This is a genomic window from Burkholderia sp. 572 (genome assembly GCF_040545135.1).
In the GTDB taxonomy this organism is placed as follows: domain Bacteria; phylum Pseudomonadota; class Gammaproteobacteria; order Burkholderiales; family Burkholderiaceae; genus Burkholderia; species Burkholderia cepacia.
In genome coordinates this window covers 172,908-193,537 of sequence record NZ_JBEPLH010000005.1, presented here as the reverse complement: position 1 = coordinate 193,537, position 20,630 = coordinate 172,908, and the positions used below count along the sequence as shown (strand labels likewise).

15 protein-coding genes are annotated in these 20,630 nt (G+C 63.2%); 4 read left to right on the top strand and 11 right to left on the bottom strand.

What is annotated here, in order from left to right; genetic code table 11:
* Positions 1–9: 9 nt before the first annotated feature.
* The 6 genes from ABIC51_RS11830 to ABIC51_RS11805 form a co-directional block, all read right to left on the bottom strand.
* Positions 10–3,684 carry a polysaccharide pyruvyl transferase family protein gene (locus ABIC51_RS11830; RefSeq protein ID WP_226129415.1) on the bottom strand — a complete coding sequence of 1,225 codons (3,675 nt, stop codon included), beginning with the start codon at positions 3,682–3,684 and terminating at the stop codon, positions 10–12.
* Positions 3,684–4,991 (bottom strand): ABC transporter ATP-binding protein, encoded by a 1,308-nt coding sequence (locus ABIC51_RS11825; RefSeq protein WP_175853323.1) that lies wholly within the window; start codon positions 4,989–4,991, stop codon positions 3,684–3,686. The genes ABIC51_RS11830 and ABIC51_RS11825 overlap by 1 nt, the downstream gene beginning before the upstream one ends.
* 132 nt (positions 4,992–5,123) lie before the next feature.
* Positions 5,124–6,362 carry a glycosyltransferase family 4 protein gene (locus ABIC51_RS11820; protein WP_059695957.1) on the bottom strand — a complete coding sequence of 413 codons (1,239 nt, stop codon included), beginning with the start codon at positions 6,360–6,362 and terminating at the stop codon, positions 5,124–5,126.
* Position 6,363: 1 nt separating this feature from the next.
* Entirely contained in the window at positions 6,364–6,972 is a 609-nt protein-coding gene (locus tag ABIC51_RS11815) for an acyltransferase (protein ID WP_175897879.1), read from the bottom strand.
* Positions 6,973–7,088: 116 nt separating this feature from the next.
* On the bottom strand, positions 7,089–8,516 hold the full coding sequence (locus tag ABIC51_RS11810; RefSeq protein ID WP_059695955.1) for a mannose-1-phosphate guanylyltransferase/mannose-6-phosphate isomerase: 1,428 nt from the start codon (positions 8,514–8,516) through the stop codon (positions 7,089–7,091).
* A gap of 117 nt (positions 8,517–8,633) precedes the next feature.
* Positions 8,634–9,461 carry an ABC transporter permease gene (locus tag ABIC51_RS11805; protein WP_027788184.1) on the bottom strand — a complete coding sequence of 276 codons (828 nt, stop codon included), beginning with the start codon at positions 9,459–9,461 and terminating at the stop codon, positions 8,634–8,636.
* A 746-nt stretch (positions 9,462–10,207) separates the two neighbouring features.
* Here ABIC51_RS11805 and ABIC51_RS11800 point away from each other — a divergent pair.
* The 4 genes from ABIC51_RS11800 to ABIC51_RS11785 are packed head-to-tail and all read left to right on the top strand — an operon-like array spanning position 10,208 to position 14,939.
* On the top strand, positions 10,208–11,062 hold the full coding sequence (locus tag ABIC51_RS11800; RefSeq protein ID WP_059695953.1) for a glycosyltransferase family 2 protein: 855 nt from the start codon (positions 10,208–10,210) through the stop codon (positions 11,060–11,062).
* On the top strand, positions 11,059–12,021 hold the full coding sequence (locus tag ABIC51_RS11795) for a UDP-glucose 4-epimerase family protein (protein ID WP_175853321.1): 963 nt from the start codon (positions 11,059–11,061) through the stop codon (positions 12,019–12,021). Before ABIC51_RS11800 ends, ABIC51_RS11795 begins: the two co-directional genes overlap by 4 nt.
* A 5-nt stretch (positions 12,022–12,026) precedes the next feature.
* Positions 12,027–13,043, top strand: a complete 1,017-nt coding sequence (locus ABIC51_RS11790) for an MraY family glycosyltransferase (RefSeq protein WP_175853319.1) — start codon at positions 12,027–12,029, stop codon at positions 13,041–13,043.
* A 12-nt stretch (positions 13,044–13,055) separates the two neighbouring features.
* On the top strand, positions 13,056–14,939 hold the full coding sequence (locus ABIC51_RS11785) for a polysaccharide biosynthesis protein (RefSeq protein WP_027788180.1): 1,884 nt from the start codon (positions 13,056–13,058) through the stop codon (positions 14,937–14,939).
* Between the two features lie 85 nt (positions 14,940–15,024).
* On the opposite strand, the gene ABIC51_RS11780 is transcribed toward ABIC51_RS11785, so the two are convergent.
* From ABIC51_RS11780 to ABIC51_RS11760, 5 genes are read right to left on the bottom strand one after another with little or no spacing between them, the layout of a single operon-like run.
* Complete coding sequence (locus tag ABIC51_RS11780) at positions 15,025–16,131, bottom strand: MraY family glycosyltransferase (RefSeq protein WP_027788179.1); 1,107 nt, start codon at positions 16,129–16,131, stop codon at positions 15,025–15,027.
* A gap of 27 nt (positions 16,132–16,158) precedes the next feature.
* On the bottom strand, positions 16,159–17,181 hold the full coding sequence (galE, locus tag ABIC51_RS11775; protein ID WP_175897878.1) for a UDP-glucose 4-epimerase GalE: 1,023 nt from the start codon (positions 17,179–17,181) through the stop codon (positions 16,159–16,161).
* A gap of 14 nt (positions 17,182–17,195) precedes the next feature.
* Positions 17,196–18,332 carry a glycosyltransferase family 4 protein gene (locus ABIC51_RS11770; protein WP_146253414.1) on the bottom strand — a complete coding sequence of 379 codons (1,137 nt, stop codon included), beginning with the start codon at positions 18,330–18,332 and terminating at the stop codon, positions 17,196–17,198.
* Positions 18,333–18,383: 51 nt separating this feature from the next.
* Positions 18,384–19,208 carry a glycosyltransferase gene (locus ABIC51_RS11765; RefSeq protein WP_060193859.1) on the bottom strand — a complete coding sequence of 275 codons (825 nt, stop codon included), beginning with the start codon at positions 19,206–19,208 and terminating at the stop codon, positions 18,384–18,386.
* Positions 19,205–20,461, bottom strand: a complete 1,257-nt coding sequence (locus ABIC51_RS11760; RefSeq protein WP_027788175.1) for a lipopolysaccharide biosynthesis protein — start codon at positions 20,459–20,461, stop codon at positions 19,205–19,207. The genes ABIC51_RS11765 and ABIC51_RS11760 overlap by 4 nt, the downstream gene beginning before the upstream one ends.
* Between the last annotated feature and the right edge of the window lie 169 nt (positions 20,462–20,630).

The window sequence follows — 20,630 nt, the reverse complement described above, 5'->3', positions numbered from 1 at the left end:
CGCTACGAATCAATCGATGTAGTCCAGATAGAAATGCGAGTAATCGCGCCACTTCTCCTTGAAGTAGTTCGCGTTGCGAAGGAATAGCTTGCGATAGGCCTCGCTGCCGCTGTCGGCGCCGGTCGTTTGATGGGGCTGATGGCGGATTCCGGACAAATCCCGGTAAGTGACCTTCATTCCGAGTGCCTTGACCTGGAAGCACAGGTCCGTATCTTCAAAGCAGGTCGGGTCATAGAAGGTATCGAATCCTTGCGTCGCATCGAACGTGCGCCGACGCATGAAGAAGCCGCTGGTGCCGAGGAAGCCGATGTCGGCACGATAGCCGTCGCGGATTGCCGCCGCGTTCATCGCCCGATTCGGACAATAGTCGGCGATCATGCCGCCGAGATCGGTGCGCGTGGCGTCGAACCAGCCTGCATTCCATCCGATGACGCCGACGCTCGCGTCGTTTTCCAGGACGTGCAGCGCTTCCTCGAAACCCGATGCGCCCACAAACCACTGATCGCTGTCGAAGAAGACGATGTACTTGCCCGTGCTGTGCTGAACGCCGAGATTACGTCCCGACGAGCAGCCATTCTCCGGGTTGCGGACCAGCCTGACGTTGGGAAATTCGCGCTCGACGAGCTCTGCACCACCATCGGAACTTGCGTTGTCGACGACAATCACTTCCGCTATGTACGGCGCAGCATGCTGGAGCAGGGTCTGCAGGCAGCGTGCGATGATGCCCGCGTTGTTGTGAATCAGGATAACGACGCTGACGTCGTGCCGGGGCTGCGGCGGGCACAGCTGCTCGACGCGGCCGAGCCAACTGTTGCCCGCAACGAAGATGTCGTCGTTTTGTATGACGGGTTCTGCCGCAGCGAGTGCGCCGCATTGCGCCGCGAACGACGCAAGGTCCGTGCGAACGTGTAACAGCGGGGTGGCTGTCACGCCAAGTTCCATCGAACACACGACCGGCTTGCGCTGAAGCAGCGCTGCATAAATACCTGCGGTGGAGTCGGCGCTGCGCAGGCTCCGCGCGCCAAGCGGGAAGAACATGAAATCCGCATGGGCGATGTAGGCCGGCACTTCGCTCGTGTGCCGCATGCCAAGCATGACGACGTTATCCGGCAGGCCCGGCGTCAGTTGCCCGTCGGCGATCACGCAGAACGTGACGTTGACGTTGCGCTCCGCGGTTTCCTTGAGCCACTGGTAATCCACCGAGTCGAGTCCGTCGACCGAGTAGAACAGTGCGACGCTGCGGCGCTTGGACGGCATGTCGCCCGGACGGTTGTACTGCTTGTAGACGTCGAAGACCGTATGAACCGCGGCACCGGGCAGCAGCTCGATTTTTTCCCGGGCACGCTGCGGGATGGTGTCTGCAAGTGCCGGCATGCCGACGGTGCATCGATCGGCATCGACGGCGATCGACTCGAGGATGCGCATGGCCTGGCCATCGTGGCTCCAGTCCTGTGCGACGTCGAGGATTGTTTCGAGCCCGCGATTGCGCGCGAACTCGAAAAAGGGTGTGACCCGGGAGTCGGGCACGCCGATGATCAATTTCGCGCTTTCCGATACCTGACCGAAAATGTCCTCGATCTTCGTCGGATCGATATATTCGTGAATCAATCCGGGAATGCGGGGCGTGAGCGGCGCGGGCGTCGATCCCGTATCCGGAGGCGCGACCAGATAGACAACGCGATGGCCCGCGGCGAGCGCCGTCGTGGTCAGTTGTGCGTAGCGATGCCCGGAACCAGCCCAGTCGTACGCGTGAGCGGCGATGACGATGATTTCTTCGCGTTGCAGCTTGGCTGCTGCGCGGAACGAGAGGCGTTGATCTTCCGCAGTCGGAGTGCCGCTTGCCACTTCGATGGCGGCCTGCTGGATCTGCTGCTGTGCTTGCTGATACCGGTAATGGCGTCGTGCAGCAGACACGAGCGCGCGTACGCCGCCATTGCGCAGAATATAGGCGGCACGGCTCATGTAGGTGAGAGGGGCGGACATGTACCGGCGAAAAAGCATAGAGGATCCCGAAGTGGAGTGAATTGCGGCTGCGGCCACATTGGGTTGCGGGGGTGCTTCGGACTCGGCGTGACCCTGCTCGAATTGCCGGATCGTTGCCTTGAGGCTTGAAATTTTATCAGCTTGTTCCTCCGCCGCTTTTCGAGCGGAGTCCTTGAGCGTCGTCGTTTGCGCGGCATGCACTTGTGACGCGTGCTTGACGAACGCTTCCGCCGCGAGCAGTTTATGGTTCGCCAGTTCCAATCGGTTCTGAAGCTCGGCGACCTGTTCTTCCTGTTGCGCAAGCTGTGCGTCGCGGAAATGCAGCAAATCCACTGTTTTCCCGAGTTCCGTCTCAAGCTGGCCGACCCGTGCGTCTTTCTCGGCGAGTTGTGAATCGCGGTAGCGCAGCAGGTCGAGCGCCTTCTCGCTCATGCGAGCGGCGCCATTCTTTTGCCAGACGAGCTGCTCGAGCCATGTGCTCATCCAATCCAGCTGCTGGCTGCTCCAGCGGCGCGGGGCTCCGCCCGACGCGGAGCGAACGGCCGTAAAAGCGTGGTCCAGGACGGTTGAATGTACGCAGGCCGAAGCGTTTAGCGCATCGAGCTTTTCCTGCGCGATGATCCAGGGCGCGCCATCCGGGTGTGTCAGCCTGCGCACCGCGGCAGTGAAGTCTGCTGCGTCGTCGTTCAGTTGAAGGCGCAGCGACGCCGGAAGGCCCGCCATATCGTGCGCACGCGCCATCTTGACGTCATATTCCAGCGCCGCGACCGGGATCGATTTTCCGAGTGCGAGGATGCTTCCGTGCAGGCGCATCGAGAACGCGGCGTCGCACTCGCCGATAACCGCGAATGCCTCGTCGGGCGTGATCCCGTCAATGATGACACTTTCGATATGGGGCGACACCGCGAGCTTGAGGTGCTCGAGAAAGGATCGATCGGTGAGACGCTCGTGGTCGCCGACGCTCCATTGGAAGCCGAGCCACACGATCGACCAGCTGTCGTCCAGCGCTTCATTCAACGCGGAGACGAGTTTTTCTTCCCAGTTCCGGTTGAACTCCCACGATCGGGCAATGACCGCCAGCTTCTTCTTTGTCCCCAACGGGGCGAGTGTGCCGGAAACGTCGACTTCGGCGGGCGGGCGGCTGACGAATGCCCAGCCCGGATCGGCGCCGACGGGAATGTCCCGACTTACGCCGATATCGTGCAGAAGCGCCTCGGAGTCCGTATCGCGCAGCGAAACGTGATCCACATGCGTGAACACGTCGCGCGTGATGTCGCGGCTGTCCGGGTTGACCAGCGGTCCGACGCCGTGTGCCCAGATGACCGTGCGGACCCCGAACTGCCGAGCCATGTAAAAAATCCGCGCATAGCCCGCGATATCGTTTTGGGTCGGGTCGTAAAGTGCCTCGACGTTGAACGGATGATGATCCTGAAAGATGCCGCCACCGCCGAATACCAGCAGATCGGCGTCGGACAGTGCGCGGCCGACGGCACCGAGATTGAAATAGTCGACGGCGGCGATGCCGTGGGCATGCGTCGTATATTCGGGGTTGATGCTCAGTGCGACGAGCTCGCCGCCGCGCTCCCGAACCTGGCGAGCGAGCAGGCCCAGCAACAATTCGTCGCCGACGTTGGGTGCGCCGTAATAGCCGACCGCGACGACCTTGATGCTGCGCGCTTGCATGGTGTCGTTCTCCGTCATCATTCGAACTCGAATACCGGACACGGCGCGAGCCACCCCGATCCACTGTTGTTTTCCGGAAGCACGTCGATGTGGCCGCCATAGGGCAGGCGCGCGTGCCGCTTGTATTCGCCGGAGGCGATATCGCCGACGCCGACCGCCAGCACATAGCGGTTGCCGGAGAAGCTCGCGCGCATCTTCCAGGTGAACTGGTACGTTCCGGCGGACAGGGGCGGCAGCGCAATATTCATGTGCTGGGTGGTCGCGCTCCACAGCACGATATCGTCGATGCTTTTGATCTGAAGTCCGAAGCAAGGCTTCGGGTTCGGCTCGGACACGCTGATCGATACGACGACGCGGAACGCTTCATTGAACGAGAAGGTCGTGCGTTCCTTGCCGTTCGCATCCTCGATCTTCACGTCGAGAATCGACGTCCGGTCCGACATGGCCGTCATGGCATCGTTTACCGCCGAGCTGGCGGGGGAATCGGTGTCGGTGTGCTGTGTCGGCACCTCGATGTCGATCGCGCTCCCGCCTTCTTCATCGACGAGGTCGTTCGCATAGAGCTTGACCACGTCGCGGCACGGACCGTCCTTTACCAGCCGGCCCCGCTTCAGGTAGATGGCCCGGTCGCAGTACTCGACGAGGGTGTTGGTGGAGTGTGTTACCAGCAGGATCGTGACGCCTTCCTTCTGCATCTTCCGGATCCGCGTCAGGCATTTGGTCTGAAACGCGGTATCGCCGACCGCAAGTGCCTCGTCGACCACCAGGATATCGGGGGAGACGTGAATGGCTACCGCGAATGCGAGCCGGACGTACATGCCCGACGAGTAGGTCTTGACGGGCTGGTCGATGAATTCGCCGATGTCGGCGAACGCTTCGATTTCGTGAAAACGCGCGCGGATTTCTTCCGACGTGATGCCCATGATCCGTGCAGACAGCATCACGTTCTCGCGGCCGCTGAATTCCGGATTGAACCCGGCGCCGAGTTCCAGCAGTGCGGAAATCCGGCCGTTGACCGTGACCGAGCCGTCGCTCGGCGACAGCGTGCCGGCAATGATTTGCAGCAACGTCGACTTTCCGGAACCGTTTCTGCCAATGATTCCGATGGTCTCGCCCCGCCGGACGGGGAAAGAGACGTCGTGCAGCGCCCAGAAATCGCGACCGTATTGCCGGGAGTTGCTCCCAGGGAGCTTGATGCGAGTCGCGAGCGAGTGCCGCAGCCGGTCCGCCGGTTTGTCGTAGATACGGAAGCACTTGGAAAGGTGCTCGACGTTGACGAGCAGCTGTTCCGTTTGGCTTGTAGGTTCAGGCTCGCGAGTTTGCATGAGAGGGAGCGAGTTAGCTTTCACGTGTTCAGCGCAGGCGGAAAAAAGACGATCGCACAGTAGGCTCAGGGGTCGGATGCTGACTTGCCTCGCGGCCACCACGGTGGCACCGCGAGGTCAGCATTCGTTCGGTTACCGCGAATGCATCAGCCTATTGTAGAGGTCCCGTTTGGTGCGAACGCACGCATCGAGATCATACTTGTCCTTCAGGAGCTGACGGGCGTTCGTGGACAGCGTCGCCAGCATCTCGCGATTCTGGGCGAGCTCGATGATCGAGTCGGCAAATTCAGCCGCCGTATCGCAAATGACGATATCCCGACGGTTGACGGCGCCCAGCCCCTCGCAGCCCTTTGCCGTGCTGAGAACGGGAATGCCGTTGCTCATCGCTTCCAGAATCTTGACGCGCACGCCGCCGCCTGAAAGCAGGGGAACAAACAGTAGATGTGCATCCGCCAGAATCGGGTCGAGCGACGGCACGAAGCCGTGAACGAAGATGTGTCGTCCGTCGTGCAGCGCCTTGAGATCGTCCGGCGGGTTGCCTCCGGTGAAATGGAGCTTGATGTTGTGCGTCTCGAGCTTGTCGCGTACCAGTGGGAGAATGTCGCGGACAAACCACGCAACGCCCTCCGCGTTCGGATACCACCAGAAGCCACCCATCCAGAGCAGGTTGACCTCGTTGGTCGGCTTCGCTCGGTAGTCGGTGTCCTTGATCGGGAAGCACAGCGGCAAATAGTGCTTCTCCACGGGCGCCTTCACGCGCTCCATGTCTTCGCGTGAAATGAACGTCATGGCGTCGAAGCGCCAGACGTTGTCGATTTCGACGCGTCGGGCGTTGCGGCGGCTGATCTCGGCGATGCGCGCGACCGCTGCTTTTTTCCAGCCTGTCAGCTGCGCGGGAATCCAGAACGGGAAGAGATCGGATTCGATGTTGTGACTGACCAGGACGGCCGGCAACGCCGGGAAGAACTTGCGGAAAAAGGCCAGATGACTGCTGTGCACCTCAAGCATGTCGATCTTCTTTTCCTTGACGATCCGGCGGGCACTGCGAATTGCCGCAGGGCTGAAGTAGCTCGCATCCATGAACGGAAGGCCATGGAAGCAGTGGACCAGTGAATGCCATGCTCGTCCGGGCGTACCCATGTCGGCAGGCATGGCAGCCCGCGGCTCCACGTGGACCGATTTGAAATGTCGTTCATATAGCGAACGATTTTCCTCGATCTTCTTTTTTTCCTCGTCTCCACCGATGGTGAACAGATGGAAATCATACTCGTCGACCAGCGGCGCGAGCGTATTCATCACGTAGATCGGGCCCCCCGCGCTGGCAGGAAGCGGCGGGGACAGCGTAAAAACGAGGATGCTCTTTTTCTGCATATTAGCCACGGGATTCGTCAAACACGTCGGTGTCGAAGAAAGGAGAAAAGTCGGTCAGATAGGCAATGTCGGGATTGCGTTGACCGATGATTTTTGCGGGCACACCACCGACCACGGTGAAATCCGGGACGTCTTTCGTGACGACCGCGCCGGCCGCGACGACTGCGCCTTTGCCGATCGTCACGCCTGGCAGGATAATGGCGCGCGCGCCCAGCCATGCGTGGTCGTGGATGGTCACGACGCCGCCGATCGACATGAAACCCGGGTGGTTGTGATCGTGATGCAGGCTGAGAAGGCAGCACTGGAACGAGATGTTGACGTTGTTTCCGATCTCGATGCCCGTGCGACCGTCCAGGTAGATCTCACGATTGAGCACGCAGTTGTCGCCGATGCGCACGTTGCAGCGTGTGTGGTACCCGGTGAAGAACTGCCGCATGCTGACGTGCGTTCGTTGGCCGATGACGATACCCAGCACGCGTCGATAGTAGAAGTTGCGGACTCTTTCAATCGGCATGCGCGCAATGAAGTTGTTGCCGATGTAGTACTTGAACGCGGCCAGAAAAAAATACGTCGACGACGCTAGCAGGCGGGCCTTGATCCTGCTTTTCATGCGGCCTCGGAAGCTTGCATTGGTCATGATGTGAGGGAGCGGTTGATCAGACGGTTGCTGTCGTCGCGCGCCGGAAAGGACGACGACTGCAACCGCCTTTGCGCGATGGCGGAAGGCTAGCTTCGACCGTAGTTGTCGTCGAAGCGGACGATGTCGTCTTCGCCGAGGTAGTCGCCGCTCTGGACTTCGATCATCACGAGGTCGACGACGCCCGGATTGGTCAGACGGTGCTTGTGTCCGGCCGGGATATAGGTCGATTCATTGGTGCGCAGGTAAAACTCCTCATCGTTGTTGACGACGAGGGCCATGCCGCTCACCACGATCCAGTGTTCGCTGCGATGATGATGCAACTGCAGGCTGAGGCTTGCGCCCGGTTTGACCTCGATTCGCTTGATCTTGAAGCGGGTGCTTTCTTCGAGAACCGTATACATGCCCCACGGACGGCCTACCGTTCGATGTACCCGGAAGGTTTCGTGGCCTTGCGACTTGAGGGCCGCGTAGACGTGCCGAACGTCTTGCGCGCGATTGCGATCGGCAATGAGGAGTGCGTCGGGGGTGTCGACGACCAGGAGGTCCTTGACGCCTACGGCGCCGACCAGCCGGTTGTCGCTACGGATGTAGCAATTGCTGACATCGTGGAGCAGTGCTTCGCCGTCCACACGATTGCCGTGGTCGTCCGGTTTCAACAGGTCGCCGAGCGCATTCCACGAACCGATATCGCTCCAGCCGATATCGCAGCGCACGACCTCAACCTTGTCGGAGCGCTCCATCAGCGCGTAGTCGATCGAAATATCGGGCGTGCGATTCAGCAGGTCACCGTTCAGTTCGACCAATGAAACGCCGCCGCCTTCCGACTGACGAGACTGCGCGATGCATGCACGCGTGGCTTCGAGCACGTCAGGGCAATGTTTTGCCATTTCCGCCAGCAGGAATGCGGCGGTAAAGCAGAACATGCCGGAGTTCCACAGGAACGATCCCGACTCGACGTATTGTCTGGCCACGTCCACCGTGGGCTTTTCCACGAATCGCTTGACCCGCGTGCCGTCTGCCTCGATGTATCCGTATGCGGTTTCCGCAAACGTCGGCGTGATGCCGAAGGTGACCAGCGCACCCTTGAGCGCCAAGGCGGCAGCTTCCTGGACGGCGGTCGCGAAGGCGGCATCGTCTGTCACGAGGTGGTCCGCGGGAAGCACCAGCAGGATTGCATTTTCGCCGAGCGTTGCGGCAACACGCAGCGCGGCGGCGGCGATCGCGACGGCCGTATTGCGGCCGAACGGCTCGAGGATGAACGACGTCGACAGATGCCCGGTATTGACGGTGCTGAATTCGTCGCTTGTCTTGAAGTACAACTCGCGGTTCGTGACGGTCACGACTTCGGTGACGCCCGGAAGCTGGGCGCCGCGCTTGAATGCCTTTTGCAGCAGGCTCTCGCCATCTTCGAGGCGGATGAACGGCTTCGGATGGGATTCGCGCGAAACGGGCCACAGGCGAGAGCCTGCGCCGCCACACAGGATGGTGGGAACTATTTGGGGCTGCGTCGACATGTGCAGAATATCTCCGGTGATTGCTCTATCGCGTCATGATCCGATCGGTCGGCGATCTATCCGCGTGCACGGCCACTGCCACTGATGCAAGGCGGCAGGCGAGCGCGCTGGCATGGATTACAGGACGTCTGCGAATCCCTTTCGGGTCCGCTGGAACCACCAGAATCCGAACCACGCGAGAAGCAGCGATGCGATCATGCAGGTTAGCCAGTTCGTCCAGTCGGGGGGGTGCCCGAAGATCAGCGTGTTGCGTCCCTCTTCGATGATGAACGTAAGGGGGTTGAGTTCGATCCAGGATCGATACTGTGGCGGCAGATTCGACACGGGGTAGAAAACCGGCGACAGGAACATCAGCACTGACGTGATGACACCGGTAATCTGCGAAATGTCTCGAATGTAGACGCCCAAAGCCGACAGAAACCATGCGAGCCCCAGTGAGCCGACGATCAGCGGCAGCATGACGACGGGGAACAGGATGGCGGTCCAGGGCAGCGAGTGGATAAGGATGCACTCGGCGATGATCAGGACCAGCAGGCTGATCGCGCTGTGGAACAGCGCTGACGCGAGCGCGACCACCGGCAGTATCTCGAGCGGGAAAATAACCTTCTTGACGTAGTTGACGTTTGCAAGGATCAACGTCGGCGCCCGGTTGATGCACTCTGCCAGCAGGCTGTGGAGGATCAGGCCGACGAACAGGACGATCGCGAAGCTTGCCTTGTCGTCGCTCGTGGTACCCCACCGCGACTTGAAGATGACGGAGAAGAAGAAGGTGTAGACGACGAGCATCAGCACGGGATTGAAGAACGACCACGCAAGACCCATTGCTGACCCGCGATAGCGCCCGACGACCTCGCGTTGAGTCATTTGCAGAATCAGTCCGCGATTACGGTAAATGCTACGGGCGATCGCCATCGGCGATGCCGGGTGCTTCGAGTTCGGATTCATCAAGTTGCGTGTCGTTGCATTCGGATCGGTGATGGAGCCCCCAACCCCTCGCCCACGTGGCGCAGCCATTGTTGCGGGGTGTCGTGAGTCTGAAAAAGGCGGCAATCCAGTTGGCCGCGACGTTTCAATGTGCTCCCGACTTCAATCCTGAGCGATCGGGCAAACAAGGTGCCATCGCCCGCAACGTATTCTAATGCAGGCCATCCGTCCAGCCCTGGACTGAAGCGCTCTCTGCCTTGATCGGCGGCGCTTGGTGACGCTGGGTTGAGACCGGACCGGTACCGACTGACGACGGCTCGCCCATGGAAACCAAGCATGATCGCCGGAATGCCGATGACGCGCAATAGATGTTAATGTTTTCACATCTTTTAACAACTAGGCGTCCGGCGGGGGATTGACATGCTCAGGCCTCCTGGTGTTTATGAGATACGGCATTCGGCGCCGCGAGAGAGGCGCGTCCTGGAAGGGGCGCGTATCTCGTGCTGGAACCCGTCCGGCCGTGGCTCGCCCTGGTCGCCGATCAGGGCCGAACGCGTTGGGCCGGCACGGATCGAGGGCAGCGGCATTGCACGGCGTCCCGGGACGGGCGCGTCCGGCAAGGGTGCGAGCAGTTAGAATTGCACCCGTATCGCGAGCACGCGGCAGGCATTCCCTGCACGCCTGACAAATGAGTAAGCCCGCTGTCTCCCAGACGGGCCAGCCAACCCATCGCGCTTGCTGCAGTCAAGCGCTTAGCCGAATTCCGGATGAATGTCATAAGCGCCCCACAACGTCAGTCCGATGACGTCGATGGTCTCTCCATTTCCCTGGTCGTATACCGCCCCGATATCGCGCAGCTGCGGCAGACGCTCGACAGCCTCGGCGCAGCGTGCGAGAACCTGCGGGTGGTTTCACCTGAATACCCCGTCGAGCTGTTCCTGGTCGACAACGGCGGACTTTGCGACATTTCGGGGGCGGTCGACCGGCTCAGCGCGCAAGGCGTGACATGCCGAATATTGACGGGGCATGGCAACGTCGGTTACGGGCGTGGCCACAATCTTGCGATCGAGCATTCCAGCGGGTCGTTGCACTTGATCCTGAATCCGGATATCGATCTGGATCCGCAGGCATTGGTGTTGGCCCGTACGTTTTTCAAATCGCACGCCGATACGGGCTTGATCGCTCCCTGGGTCGGGGACGGAGCAGGCGGGTTTCAGTATCTCTGTCGCCGGTTTCCGTCGATCGTCGACCTGCTGGTTCGCGGCTTCTTGCCGACCTGGGCCAGACGGCCGTTCCGGAAGCGACTTGCCCGCTATGAAATGCGCGATACCATCGACGGCATGTCCGTCGTCTGGGATCCCCCAATCATCAGCGGTTGTTTCATGCTGTTTCGAACGAACGTGCTGAAGACGCTAGGGGGCTTTGACCCTCGTTATTTCCTGTATTTCGAGGACTATGACTTGAGCTTGCGCACCCACAATGTCGCGCGTGTCGCCTATGTCCCGTCCATCCGCGTGATTCATCACGGCGGAGGCGCCTCGCGCAAGGGCTTCGCGCACATTCGGATGTTCGCAGTGTCTGCGCTGAAGTTCTATAGCCGGTTCGGCTGGAGGTTGTGGTGAGCCGCATTGTCGTCACCGGTGCGAACGGTTTCGTCGGCCACGCTGTGTGCCGACTTGCGCTGGCGGCGGGGCATACCGTCACGGCGCTGGTGCGCCGGCCGGGTGGGTGTATCGAGGGCGTGCGAGAGTGGGTGCACGACGCACCTGACTTCGAGGGAGTCGCTGGTGCGTGGCCCGATGATTTGCAGGCCGATTGCGTGATCCATCTGGCCGCGCGGGTACACGTGATGCACGACAAATCCTCCGATCCGGACGCCGCCTTCGATGCGACCAACGTAATGGGCACGTTGCGGGTTGCCGATGCCGCGCGCATGCATGGTGTGCGCCGGTTCGTCTTCGCGAGCAGCATCAAGGTAGTGGGCGAGGGCGACGCGGGCGTACCGCTCGCGGAGGATGCAGTCCCGGACCCGCAGGATGCATATGGGCGCTCGAAGCTGCGTGCCGAGCAGCAGCTGGCCCGGCTCGGTGAGGCCGGTCTCGAAGTCGTCGTCGTCCGTCCGCCGCTCGTCTACGGGCCGGGGGTACGCGCCAATTTCCTCCGGATGATGGATGCCGTATTCCGCGGTGCGCCATTGCCCTTGGCCTCGATTCCTGCTCGTCGCAGCGTTGTCTATGTCGACAACCTTGCCGATGCCCTGTTGCACTGCGCAATCGATCCGCGTGCGGCGGGCGAGTGCTTCCACGTCGCTGACGACGATGCGCCCTCGGTTGCCGGATTGCTGCGGATGGTCGGTGACGCGCTCGGCAAGCCGGCAAGGCTGTTCCCGGTGCCGGCAGGTGCGTTGCGCGCGCTCGGTCGGCTGACCGGTCGAAGCGCTGTCGTCGATCGCCTGACGGGCAGCCTGCAGCTCGACACGGGGCGCTTGAGGCGGGTACTGAATTGGCATCCGCCCTATACGACGCGGCAGGGCCTCGAGGCAACGGCCGCATGGTATCGTTCGCGCCACTTACAGAAATAGGCAACATGCACTTCACGATTAACACGTGGTTTGCCGCGGTAGCAGTGGCAACGGGCGCGGCCGTCGCCACGACGACGATCCTGCGCGTGCTGCTCGCCACCGGACTGGCGTGGCGACTTGCCACCGACATCCCAAATGAACGCTCGCTGCATACGCGCCCGACGCCGCGCGTCGGTGGTTGGGGCATCGTGCCGGTCTGCGTTGTCGCATTGCTGTGGCTCGCGCCACAGATGTGGTTCATCGCCGTGGCGGCGGCGGGGCTGGCGGCCCTGTCGCAGCTCGACGATCGGCGCGGGCTACCCGCTCGTGTGCGGTTTGCGGCGCATTTGACCGCGGTCGTGGCGCTGATCGTCATCTACCCGGCCGCCGCCCCATGGTGGCTGCTCGTGGGGATTGGTTTCGTGATGGTCTGGCTGACCAATCTCTACAATTTCATGGACGGAGCGGACGGCCTCGCAGGCGGCATGGCGCTGTTCGGCTTCGGAGCCTACGCCGTTGCGGCACTGGCCGGCGCGCAACCGTCCCCGGATCTCGTCGTCGCGGGCGGGGCGATCGCGGGGGCCGCGTTCGGCTTTTTGCTGCTGAACTTCCATCCGGCGCGACTGTTTCTTGGCGACGCAGGTTCGATCCCTCTCGGATTCATGGCCGGCGCGCTCGGCTATTGGGGCTGGCACGGTGGCATTTGGCCGGTCTGGTTTCCGGCGGCGGTGTTCGCTCCGTTTATTGCCGATGCATCTGTAACGCTTCTGAGACGTTTGTTACGCGGAGAAAAGTTCTGGCAAGCGCACCGGGAGCACTATTATCAGAGGATGGTGCGTTCCGGCATGAGTCACGAGCGTACTGCCGTTTATTGGTACCTCATCATGCTCCTGGGCATCGTCGTCGCTTTCTGGGCGCTCGGTCGTCCTGTCCTGCTGCAATGGTTGGTGTTCCTGGCGTGGTATGGCGTGCTGATGTGTATCGGCGTGGCGATCGACATGCGCTGGCGCCGGCTGCGGACGGTCATTGATAACAATTCGTGAGGTCTCTCGCCGATGTTGCGATCCAAAGCATCATGGCTGTCACTCAGTGCTTTCCTGTTCGATCTGCTGGCGGTTGTCGTCGCGTGGTTGTTCGCCTATCTCGTTCGCTTCAACGGTAGCGTTCCGCCCGATTTCCTGAGGGGCTCGCTGACTGCACTCGCCTGGGTGCTTCCCGTCTATGCGCTGACGTTCCACCTGTTCGGCCTGTATCGCGGACTGTGGGTGTTCGCGAGCCTGCCGGACCTGGTGCGGATTTCGAAGGCGCTTGCGGGCGGCGGCGTGATTGTGATGATCGGCGCCGTGATGTTCCAGCCGTCGCCGATCATCCCGCGTTCCGTGCTGCTGGTCTCCCCGCTGATGCTGTTCCTGATGATGGGCGGCGCTCGTGCGCTGTATCGCGCGATGAAGGAGTTTTACCTGTACGGCGGCCTCGTCGGGCAGGGCAAGCCGGTGCTCGTGATCGGCGCGGGTACAGCAGGCGCGAACCTGGCGCGCGAATTGTCGCGCTCGGGCGAATGGCGTCTCGTCGGCCTGCTGGATGACGACAAGACGAAGCAGGGCCGCGAAATCTATGGCTACAAGGTGCTCGGCTCGCTCGACGACGTCGCGCACTGGACCGAGGCACTGAAGATCGAATACGCGATCGTGGCGATTCCGTCCGCGTCGGTCGAGGTGCAGCGCCGGACGGCGACCCTCTGCGTGCGCGCCGGCTTGAAAGTGATGGTGCTGCCGTCGCTGACCGCACTGATGCCGGGGCAGGGCTTCCTGTCCCAGATCCGCGAGATCGACCTCGAGGATCTGCTCGGCCGCGACGCCGTGACGATCGACACGCCGCACGTCGAGGCGCTGCTTCGCGGTCGTGTCGTGATGGTGACGGGCGCTGGCGGCTCGATCGGTTCCGAGCTGTGCCGGCAGATCCTGCGTTTCGCGCCAGCGCAACTCGTCGCGTTCGACCTGTCCGAGTACGCGATGTACCGCCTGACCGAGGAACTGCGCGAGCGCTTCCCCGATCAGCCGGTCGTGCCGATCATCGGCGACGCGAAGGATTCTCTGCTGCTCGATCAGGTGATGTCCCGCCATGTACCGCATATCGTGTTCCATGCGGCGGCCTACAAGCACGTGCCGCTGATGGAGGAGCACAACGCATGGCAGGCGCTGCGCAACAACGTGCTCGGCACGTATCGCGTGGCCCGTGCGGCGATCCGCCACGACGTCCGTCACTTCGTGCTGATCTCGACCGACAAGGCGGTCAATCCGACCAACGTGATGGGCGCGAGCAAGCGCCTCGCGGAAATGGCCTGCCAGGCGCTGCAGCAGACGAGCGGGCGCACCCAGTTCGAAACCGTGCGTTTCGGCAACGTGCTCGGCAGCGCGGGCAGTGTGATCCCGAAGTTCCAGCAGCAGATCGCGAAGGGCGGCCCGGTGACGGTCACGCATCCGGAGATCACGCGCTTCTTCATGACGATCCCGGAGGCGTCGCAACTCGTGCTGCAGGCGTCGAGCATGGGGCACGGCGGAGAGATCTTCATTCTCGACATGGGCGAGCCGGTGAAGATCGTCGATCTCGCATGCGACCTGATCCGCCTGTACGGTTTCTCGGAAGATCAGATCCAGATCGAGTTCACCGGGCTGCGGCCCGGCGAGAAGCTCTACGAGGAGCTGCTCGCGGACGACGAGGCGACGACGCGCACGCCGCACCCGAAATTGCGGATCGCGCGTGCGCGGGAAGTACCGGACAATTTCCTCGACGAGCTGCTGCCGTGGCTGATGCAGCATCGTGTCCTGCCCGATGACGAAGTGCGGCGAGACCTGCGGCGCTGGGTGCCGGAATACCAAACGGCCGTTACCCCGACGCTGCAGAGCGTGCCGTCGGTGCGCGTCGTATCGAACGGGTAACTTGGCCGGGCGGCGGTTCGAACCGCATGGCAATGACGAAAAAAACGCCCCGCGGGGCGTTTTTTTGATGAAGCCGGCAGGCCGTTCAGTGGCTGCGCCGCTCCTTCCTCACCACCATCCACCGCGGCACGCGGAACCGCACGATGCTGAGATACAGCCACACGTAGGTCAGCGCGAACAGCAAGACGAACACGAACAGGTGCACCGTGTGCCGCCAGAACAGCGTCGCGGGTATCACCGCGACGAGACACAGCAGCCACAGGTACGGCGACGTCAGCGAATTGCGGCGCGTGAGGTCGTGCGCGTGTTTCGTGCCGACGGCCCAGCGCATCAGCCGCTTGTACACGAGCATGTGCAGGTGCACGCCGTCCGGAATCCCCGGCGACATCCCACGAATGAATTTCTTCCGGTAGATCGAGAAGCAGGTTTCGAAGATCGGGTACATGAACAGCAGCACCGGGTACCAGGCCGACACTTCGCGGTTGCGCATCACGAGCATGATCGCGAGTTCCGCGAGCATGAAGCCGATGAAATAGGCGCCGCCGTCGCCGAGGAAGATCAGCCCGGCCGGGAAATTCCACAGGAAGAAGCCGAGCACGGCACCCATCATGATGATCGACGCGGACATGACGACCGGGTCGCGGACCTGGAACGCCACGTAAGCGAGCGATGCGAACATCATGAAGCTGACCATCGACGCGAGCCCGTTGAAGCCGTCGATGATGTTGACCGCGTTCGCGAGCGCCGCGACCGCGAGCACGGTGATGAACGCCGAAATGGCCGCGTAGTGGAGCAGGAAATCGAGCGGCGGCACGCTGATGCGCGTGACCGCGATACCCATCAGCCAGAACGCGAGTGCGGCTGCGCCCATCGTGCAGAGCAGCCGCGCGCGCGGCGACACGCGTTTGGTCAGGTCCTCGACGAGGCCGGACAGAAACGCCGGCAGCCCGCAGGCCGCGATGCCGAGAATACTGCCCGCGATCGTCGGATAGTGCCGGGACAGAATCAGCGCGGCCACGACGACCCCGGCGAGGATCCCGATGCCCCCCACGCGCGGCACGGGCCGCACGTGGAATTTCTGCACACCGGCCAGGTCGCTGTCGACCGAGAATTTCTCGTGAAGGTGCGCGTAGCGCACGATGAACAGCGTGACGAGCAGGGAGACGATGAAGCCGGACGCGAAGCTGAGCATGGGATCGCTCGAAAAATGGACAGCGGATTATACAAAACCGCGCGGGTTCCCCTCCTGCCATCGCCAGTGGTCGACACACATTTCCTCGATGCCGAGCGTTGCGCGCCAGCCGATGATGTCGGCCGCGGCCTGCGGGTTCGCGTAGCACTCGGCGATGTCGCCCGGGCGGCGCGCGACGAGTTCGTACGGCACCGGGCGGCCCGATGCCTTCTCGAACGCGCGCACGACTTCCAGCACGCTGTAGCCCTGGCCCGTGCCGAGGTTCACGACGAAGCTCGCGTCGCGTTTCGCGAGCGCGTCGAGCGCGGCGATGTGCCCCTTCGCGAGATCGACGACGTGGATGTAGTCGCGCACGCCCGTGCCGTCCGGCGTCGGGTAGTCGGAACCGAACACGCGCAGCCTTTCCAGCTTGCCGACCGCGACCTGCGCGACATACGGCATCAGGTTGTTCGGGATGCCGGCCGGGTCTTCGCCAATCAGCCCGCTCGCATGCGCGCCGACCGGGTTGAAGTAACGCAGCGTCGCGATCCGCCATGACGGGTCGGATACCTCGAGATCGCGCAGGATCTGCTCGGCGATCAGCTTCGACTGGCCGTACGGGTTCGTCGCGGACAGCGGGAACGATTCGTCGATCGGCGAGCGCTCGGGCACGCCGTACACGGTCGCGGACGAGCTGAACACGAACTGCTTGACGTTGCGCTCGCGCATGACCTTGAGCACGGCGAGCAGGCCGCCGATGTTGTTCTGATAGTACTCGAGCGGTTTCGCGACCGATTCGCCGACGGCCTTGAGCGCCGCGAAATGGATCGTGCCGGTGATCGGGTGCGCGTCGAACACCTTCGCGAGCGCGGCTTCGTCGCACACGTCGACCTGGTGGAACGCGGGCGTCCTGCCCGTGATCCGCTCGATGCGCCGCACGGATTCGGCCTTGCTGTTGACGAGGTTGTCGACGATCACGACATCGTAGCCGTTGTCGAGCAGCTCGACGGCCGTGTGCGAGCCGATGTAGCCCGCACCGCCGGTAACGAGGATGGTGCCTTTAGCGGTCATGCTGATGCGCTCCTTCAGAGGGTGATGCCTGTCAACGAATGAATGGTCTGCCGGTAACGTTCGACGACCTGCTGCTCGTCGAATTCCGCCGTGACCTTCTGCCGGCCGCGCACGCCCATCGCGTCGCGTCCGGCCGTTCCGAGTTCGATCATGCGGAGCAGTTGCTCCGCGAGGCTCGCGCTGTCGCGCACGCGGCACAGGAAGCCCGTTTCGCCGTCGGCGACGACGTCGCGGCAGCCCGGCACGTCGGTCGCGACGATCGGGCGGCCCATCGCCGAGGCTTCCATCAGCGTGCGCGGCACGCCTTCGCGGTATGACGGCAGCACGACGCAATCGGCGGCCGCGATGTGCGGGCGCACGTCGTGCGCTTCGCCAAGATACTCGACGATGCCTTCGCCGACCCACGCGTCGACATCCGCGCGGCCGATCGCGCTCGGATTGTCGACGCCGAGCGGCCCGAGCAGCTGGAAGCGCGCGTTCGGGAAGCGCTCGCGCACGACGCGCGCGGCCTCCACGTATTCGCGCACGCCCTTGTCCCACAGCAGGCGGCCGATCAGGATGAAGACGGGGGCGCTGCCGGCCGGCAGCGGCACCGGCGCGAACTGTTCGAGATCGACGCCTTCGCCGTGCAGCAGCCGCGCGCGATCGGGATGCGCGAGCAACTGCTCGTCGGTGAAGGTGGCGAGATCGTCGCGGTTCAGGAACCACACTTCACGCGGGAAGCGGAACGCGAACCGGTACAGGCGCTTCGCGACGCTCGCCGCGCGGCTCTTCTGGATGAAGACGTAACCGAGCCCGGTCGTCACCGCGATCGACGGCACGCGCGCGAGCCACGCGGCGACCGAGCCGTAGATGTTCGGCTTGATCGTGTAGTGAAACACGAGATCGGGCTGCAGCGCGCGGTAATGACGGAACAGTGCGGCAAGCGTGCCGAGGTCCTCGCGCGGGCTCGTGCCTTTCGACGCGACCGCGAGCGCCACGTAGCGGCAGCCCATCTGCTCGAGCAGGGGCACCGTGCGGTCGTGCGGTGCGATCACGATGACGTCGGCGCCGCGCGCGACGAGCGCGCGGATCAGCCCGTGGCGATACGTGTAGATCGCCCAGGCCGTGTTGCAGACGAGCGCGATGCGCAGCGGGGAGGTGGCGGACATGAAAAAAAGAAAAAATAAAGCGTCGAAATGGCCGAAAACGCCGGCTGCGCGTCAGGCGGACGGCCGAGCGGCGAACAGCGTCTGCTTGATCCGCTGCAACGTACGGTACGGCGTCACGAAATGCAGCAGGTTCTTGGCGAGGCCGGCCCAGTCGTACGGGTTCAGCGCGTTGAAGTGGCTCAACAGCAGCGTGAGCGTCGACACCAGCTGGCGCCGGCGCTTGGTCGCACTGATCCCGCCCTCGTTCAGTTCGTAATAGAGGCCGAGTTCCGGCAGGTTCGCGCAATCGTAGCGTTGCATTAACCGCAAAAAAAGATCGAGATCCTCGGCCGCACGGTATTTCGCACGATAGTTCCCCACTTCGCGCACGGCGTCGATGCGCAGCATGACCGACGGATGCACGAGCGGCGAGCGCAGAAAGCGCGTGCGGCGCAGCGTGCGCGGATCGGCGGGCGGCGTCAGCATGAAGCGCGGTTCGCCGGCGCGCGACACGACCTGCGTCCACATGCCGACGCAGGCCACGCGCGGGTGGGCGCCGAGATACGCGCGCTCCTTCGCGAGGCGCTGCGGCGCAGCGAGATCGCCCGCGTCGATGCGCGCCGCGAAGCGGAAGCCGCGTGCGGCGAGCGCGTCGATGCCGGCCGCGAGCGCGCGCTCGATGCCGCCGTTCTCCGGCATGCGCAGCACGTCGATCGTGAGGCCGGGCAGGTCGGGCGCGACGATCGGCGGCGTGCTGCCGTCATCGACGACCAGCACGTGCACGGGCGCGTCCTCGCGAAACGATGCGAGGGTCCGGACGACGTCGTCGTGCCCGTTGTAGGCCGGCATCAGCACGGCCACGTCGTCGAGCGGGGTCGGGCAATCAGGGGACGTCATGGTCGCAGCTTGAAACGGATGTAATAAAAATTGACGGCGGCGGCGGCCAGATAGCCGGCCGCCAGCCCGACGAGCGCGCCGTACAGGCCGAGCCGCGGGATCGCGAACAGGTTGACGAGCGCGGCGATCGCGAGCGCGAGCAGCCATTTCGACAGCAACACGAATTTTGCTTGATATTTGAGAACGATAAGATTGCCTATCGCCTCGATGCCGGCCGGCACCGACAGCCAGACCGCCCAGCGGAAGATGTCGACCGACGCCTCGTAGCCGCGGCCGAACACCTTGCCGACGATCAGCGGGGCGGCGGCGTCGAGCACGAGCGCGCCGGCCGTCATCAGGCAGGCCGTCATCGCGATCAGCCGGACGATGTTGCGGCGCAGCCGCGCGACGTCCTGCACGCGATAGACGAAGGCGGGCGCGATCGTTTGCGCGAGCATCAGCGCGAGCGTGATCCAGTTCTCGTTGAGCTGCTGCGCGGCCGAGTAGCGGCCGAGATCGGCGAACGACACGTGACGCTCGAGCATCAGGCGGTCGAGCTTCAGGAACAGGTACATGCAGATGAGGCCGAGCCAGAACACGGTGCCGGCCGTCGCAAAGTGCCTGAACAGCGGCTTGTCGAACGTCCAGCCGAGCGAGCCGCCGTTACGATGCCGGTAGTACAGCATCAGCGCGAAACCGATGGCGGCGGCCTCGAGCGCCCACAGCCATGCGAAGCGGGCCGGGCCCGCGGCCGCACGGACGAGCAGCCAGACGAGCAGCGCCTTCGCCAGCGCGGTGACCATGCTGGTGACGAGCTGCGGCTTGCTGTAGGTCATGCTCTGCAGCCACGCGTTGATGACGCCGACGAACGGCTCGCGGAACACCATCGTGACCGCCAGGCCCGCGAGCATCGCGCCGACCAGCGGATCGAAGGCGCCCGCGGCTATCGCGATCCAGGTCGCGACGAGTGCGGCGGCGGAGACGGCGATGCGCAGCGCGAATGCGCTGCCGAGTACCGCGCCGAGCTGGGCGGGCGGGCGCTGGACGATGGTCGGGACGAGGATTTCCGCGCCGCACACCCAGGTGAGCGGCGCCAGTACCAGGAGGAGCGTATTCGCATACTGCCATTTGCCGAACACATCCGGCCCGAAATAACGGGCCAGCAGGCCGCTGATCGCGATCGCGACGCCGATCTGCGTGAGCCGTTCGAGCCCCAGCCAGACGAGATTCGCGACGGCCTTCGCGACGTCCGGGTTGCCGAAGCGCTTCAGCATGCGCTGTGGCGGCGTGCGCGCAAGGGGGCCGGCAGGGCGCCCGAAGGCTGCAGGTCGGCGGCGGCGGGACGGCTAGGCATTAAAATGGGCGGCATGCGCGTCATCAAAACCCGCGATTATAAGTGGGATCGGGGTGGCTTCCGCCGTTCTGCGCCAGCGGGTGCGCTCC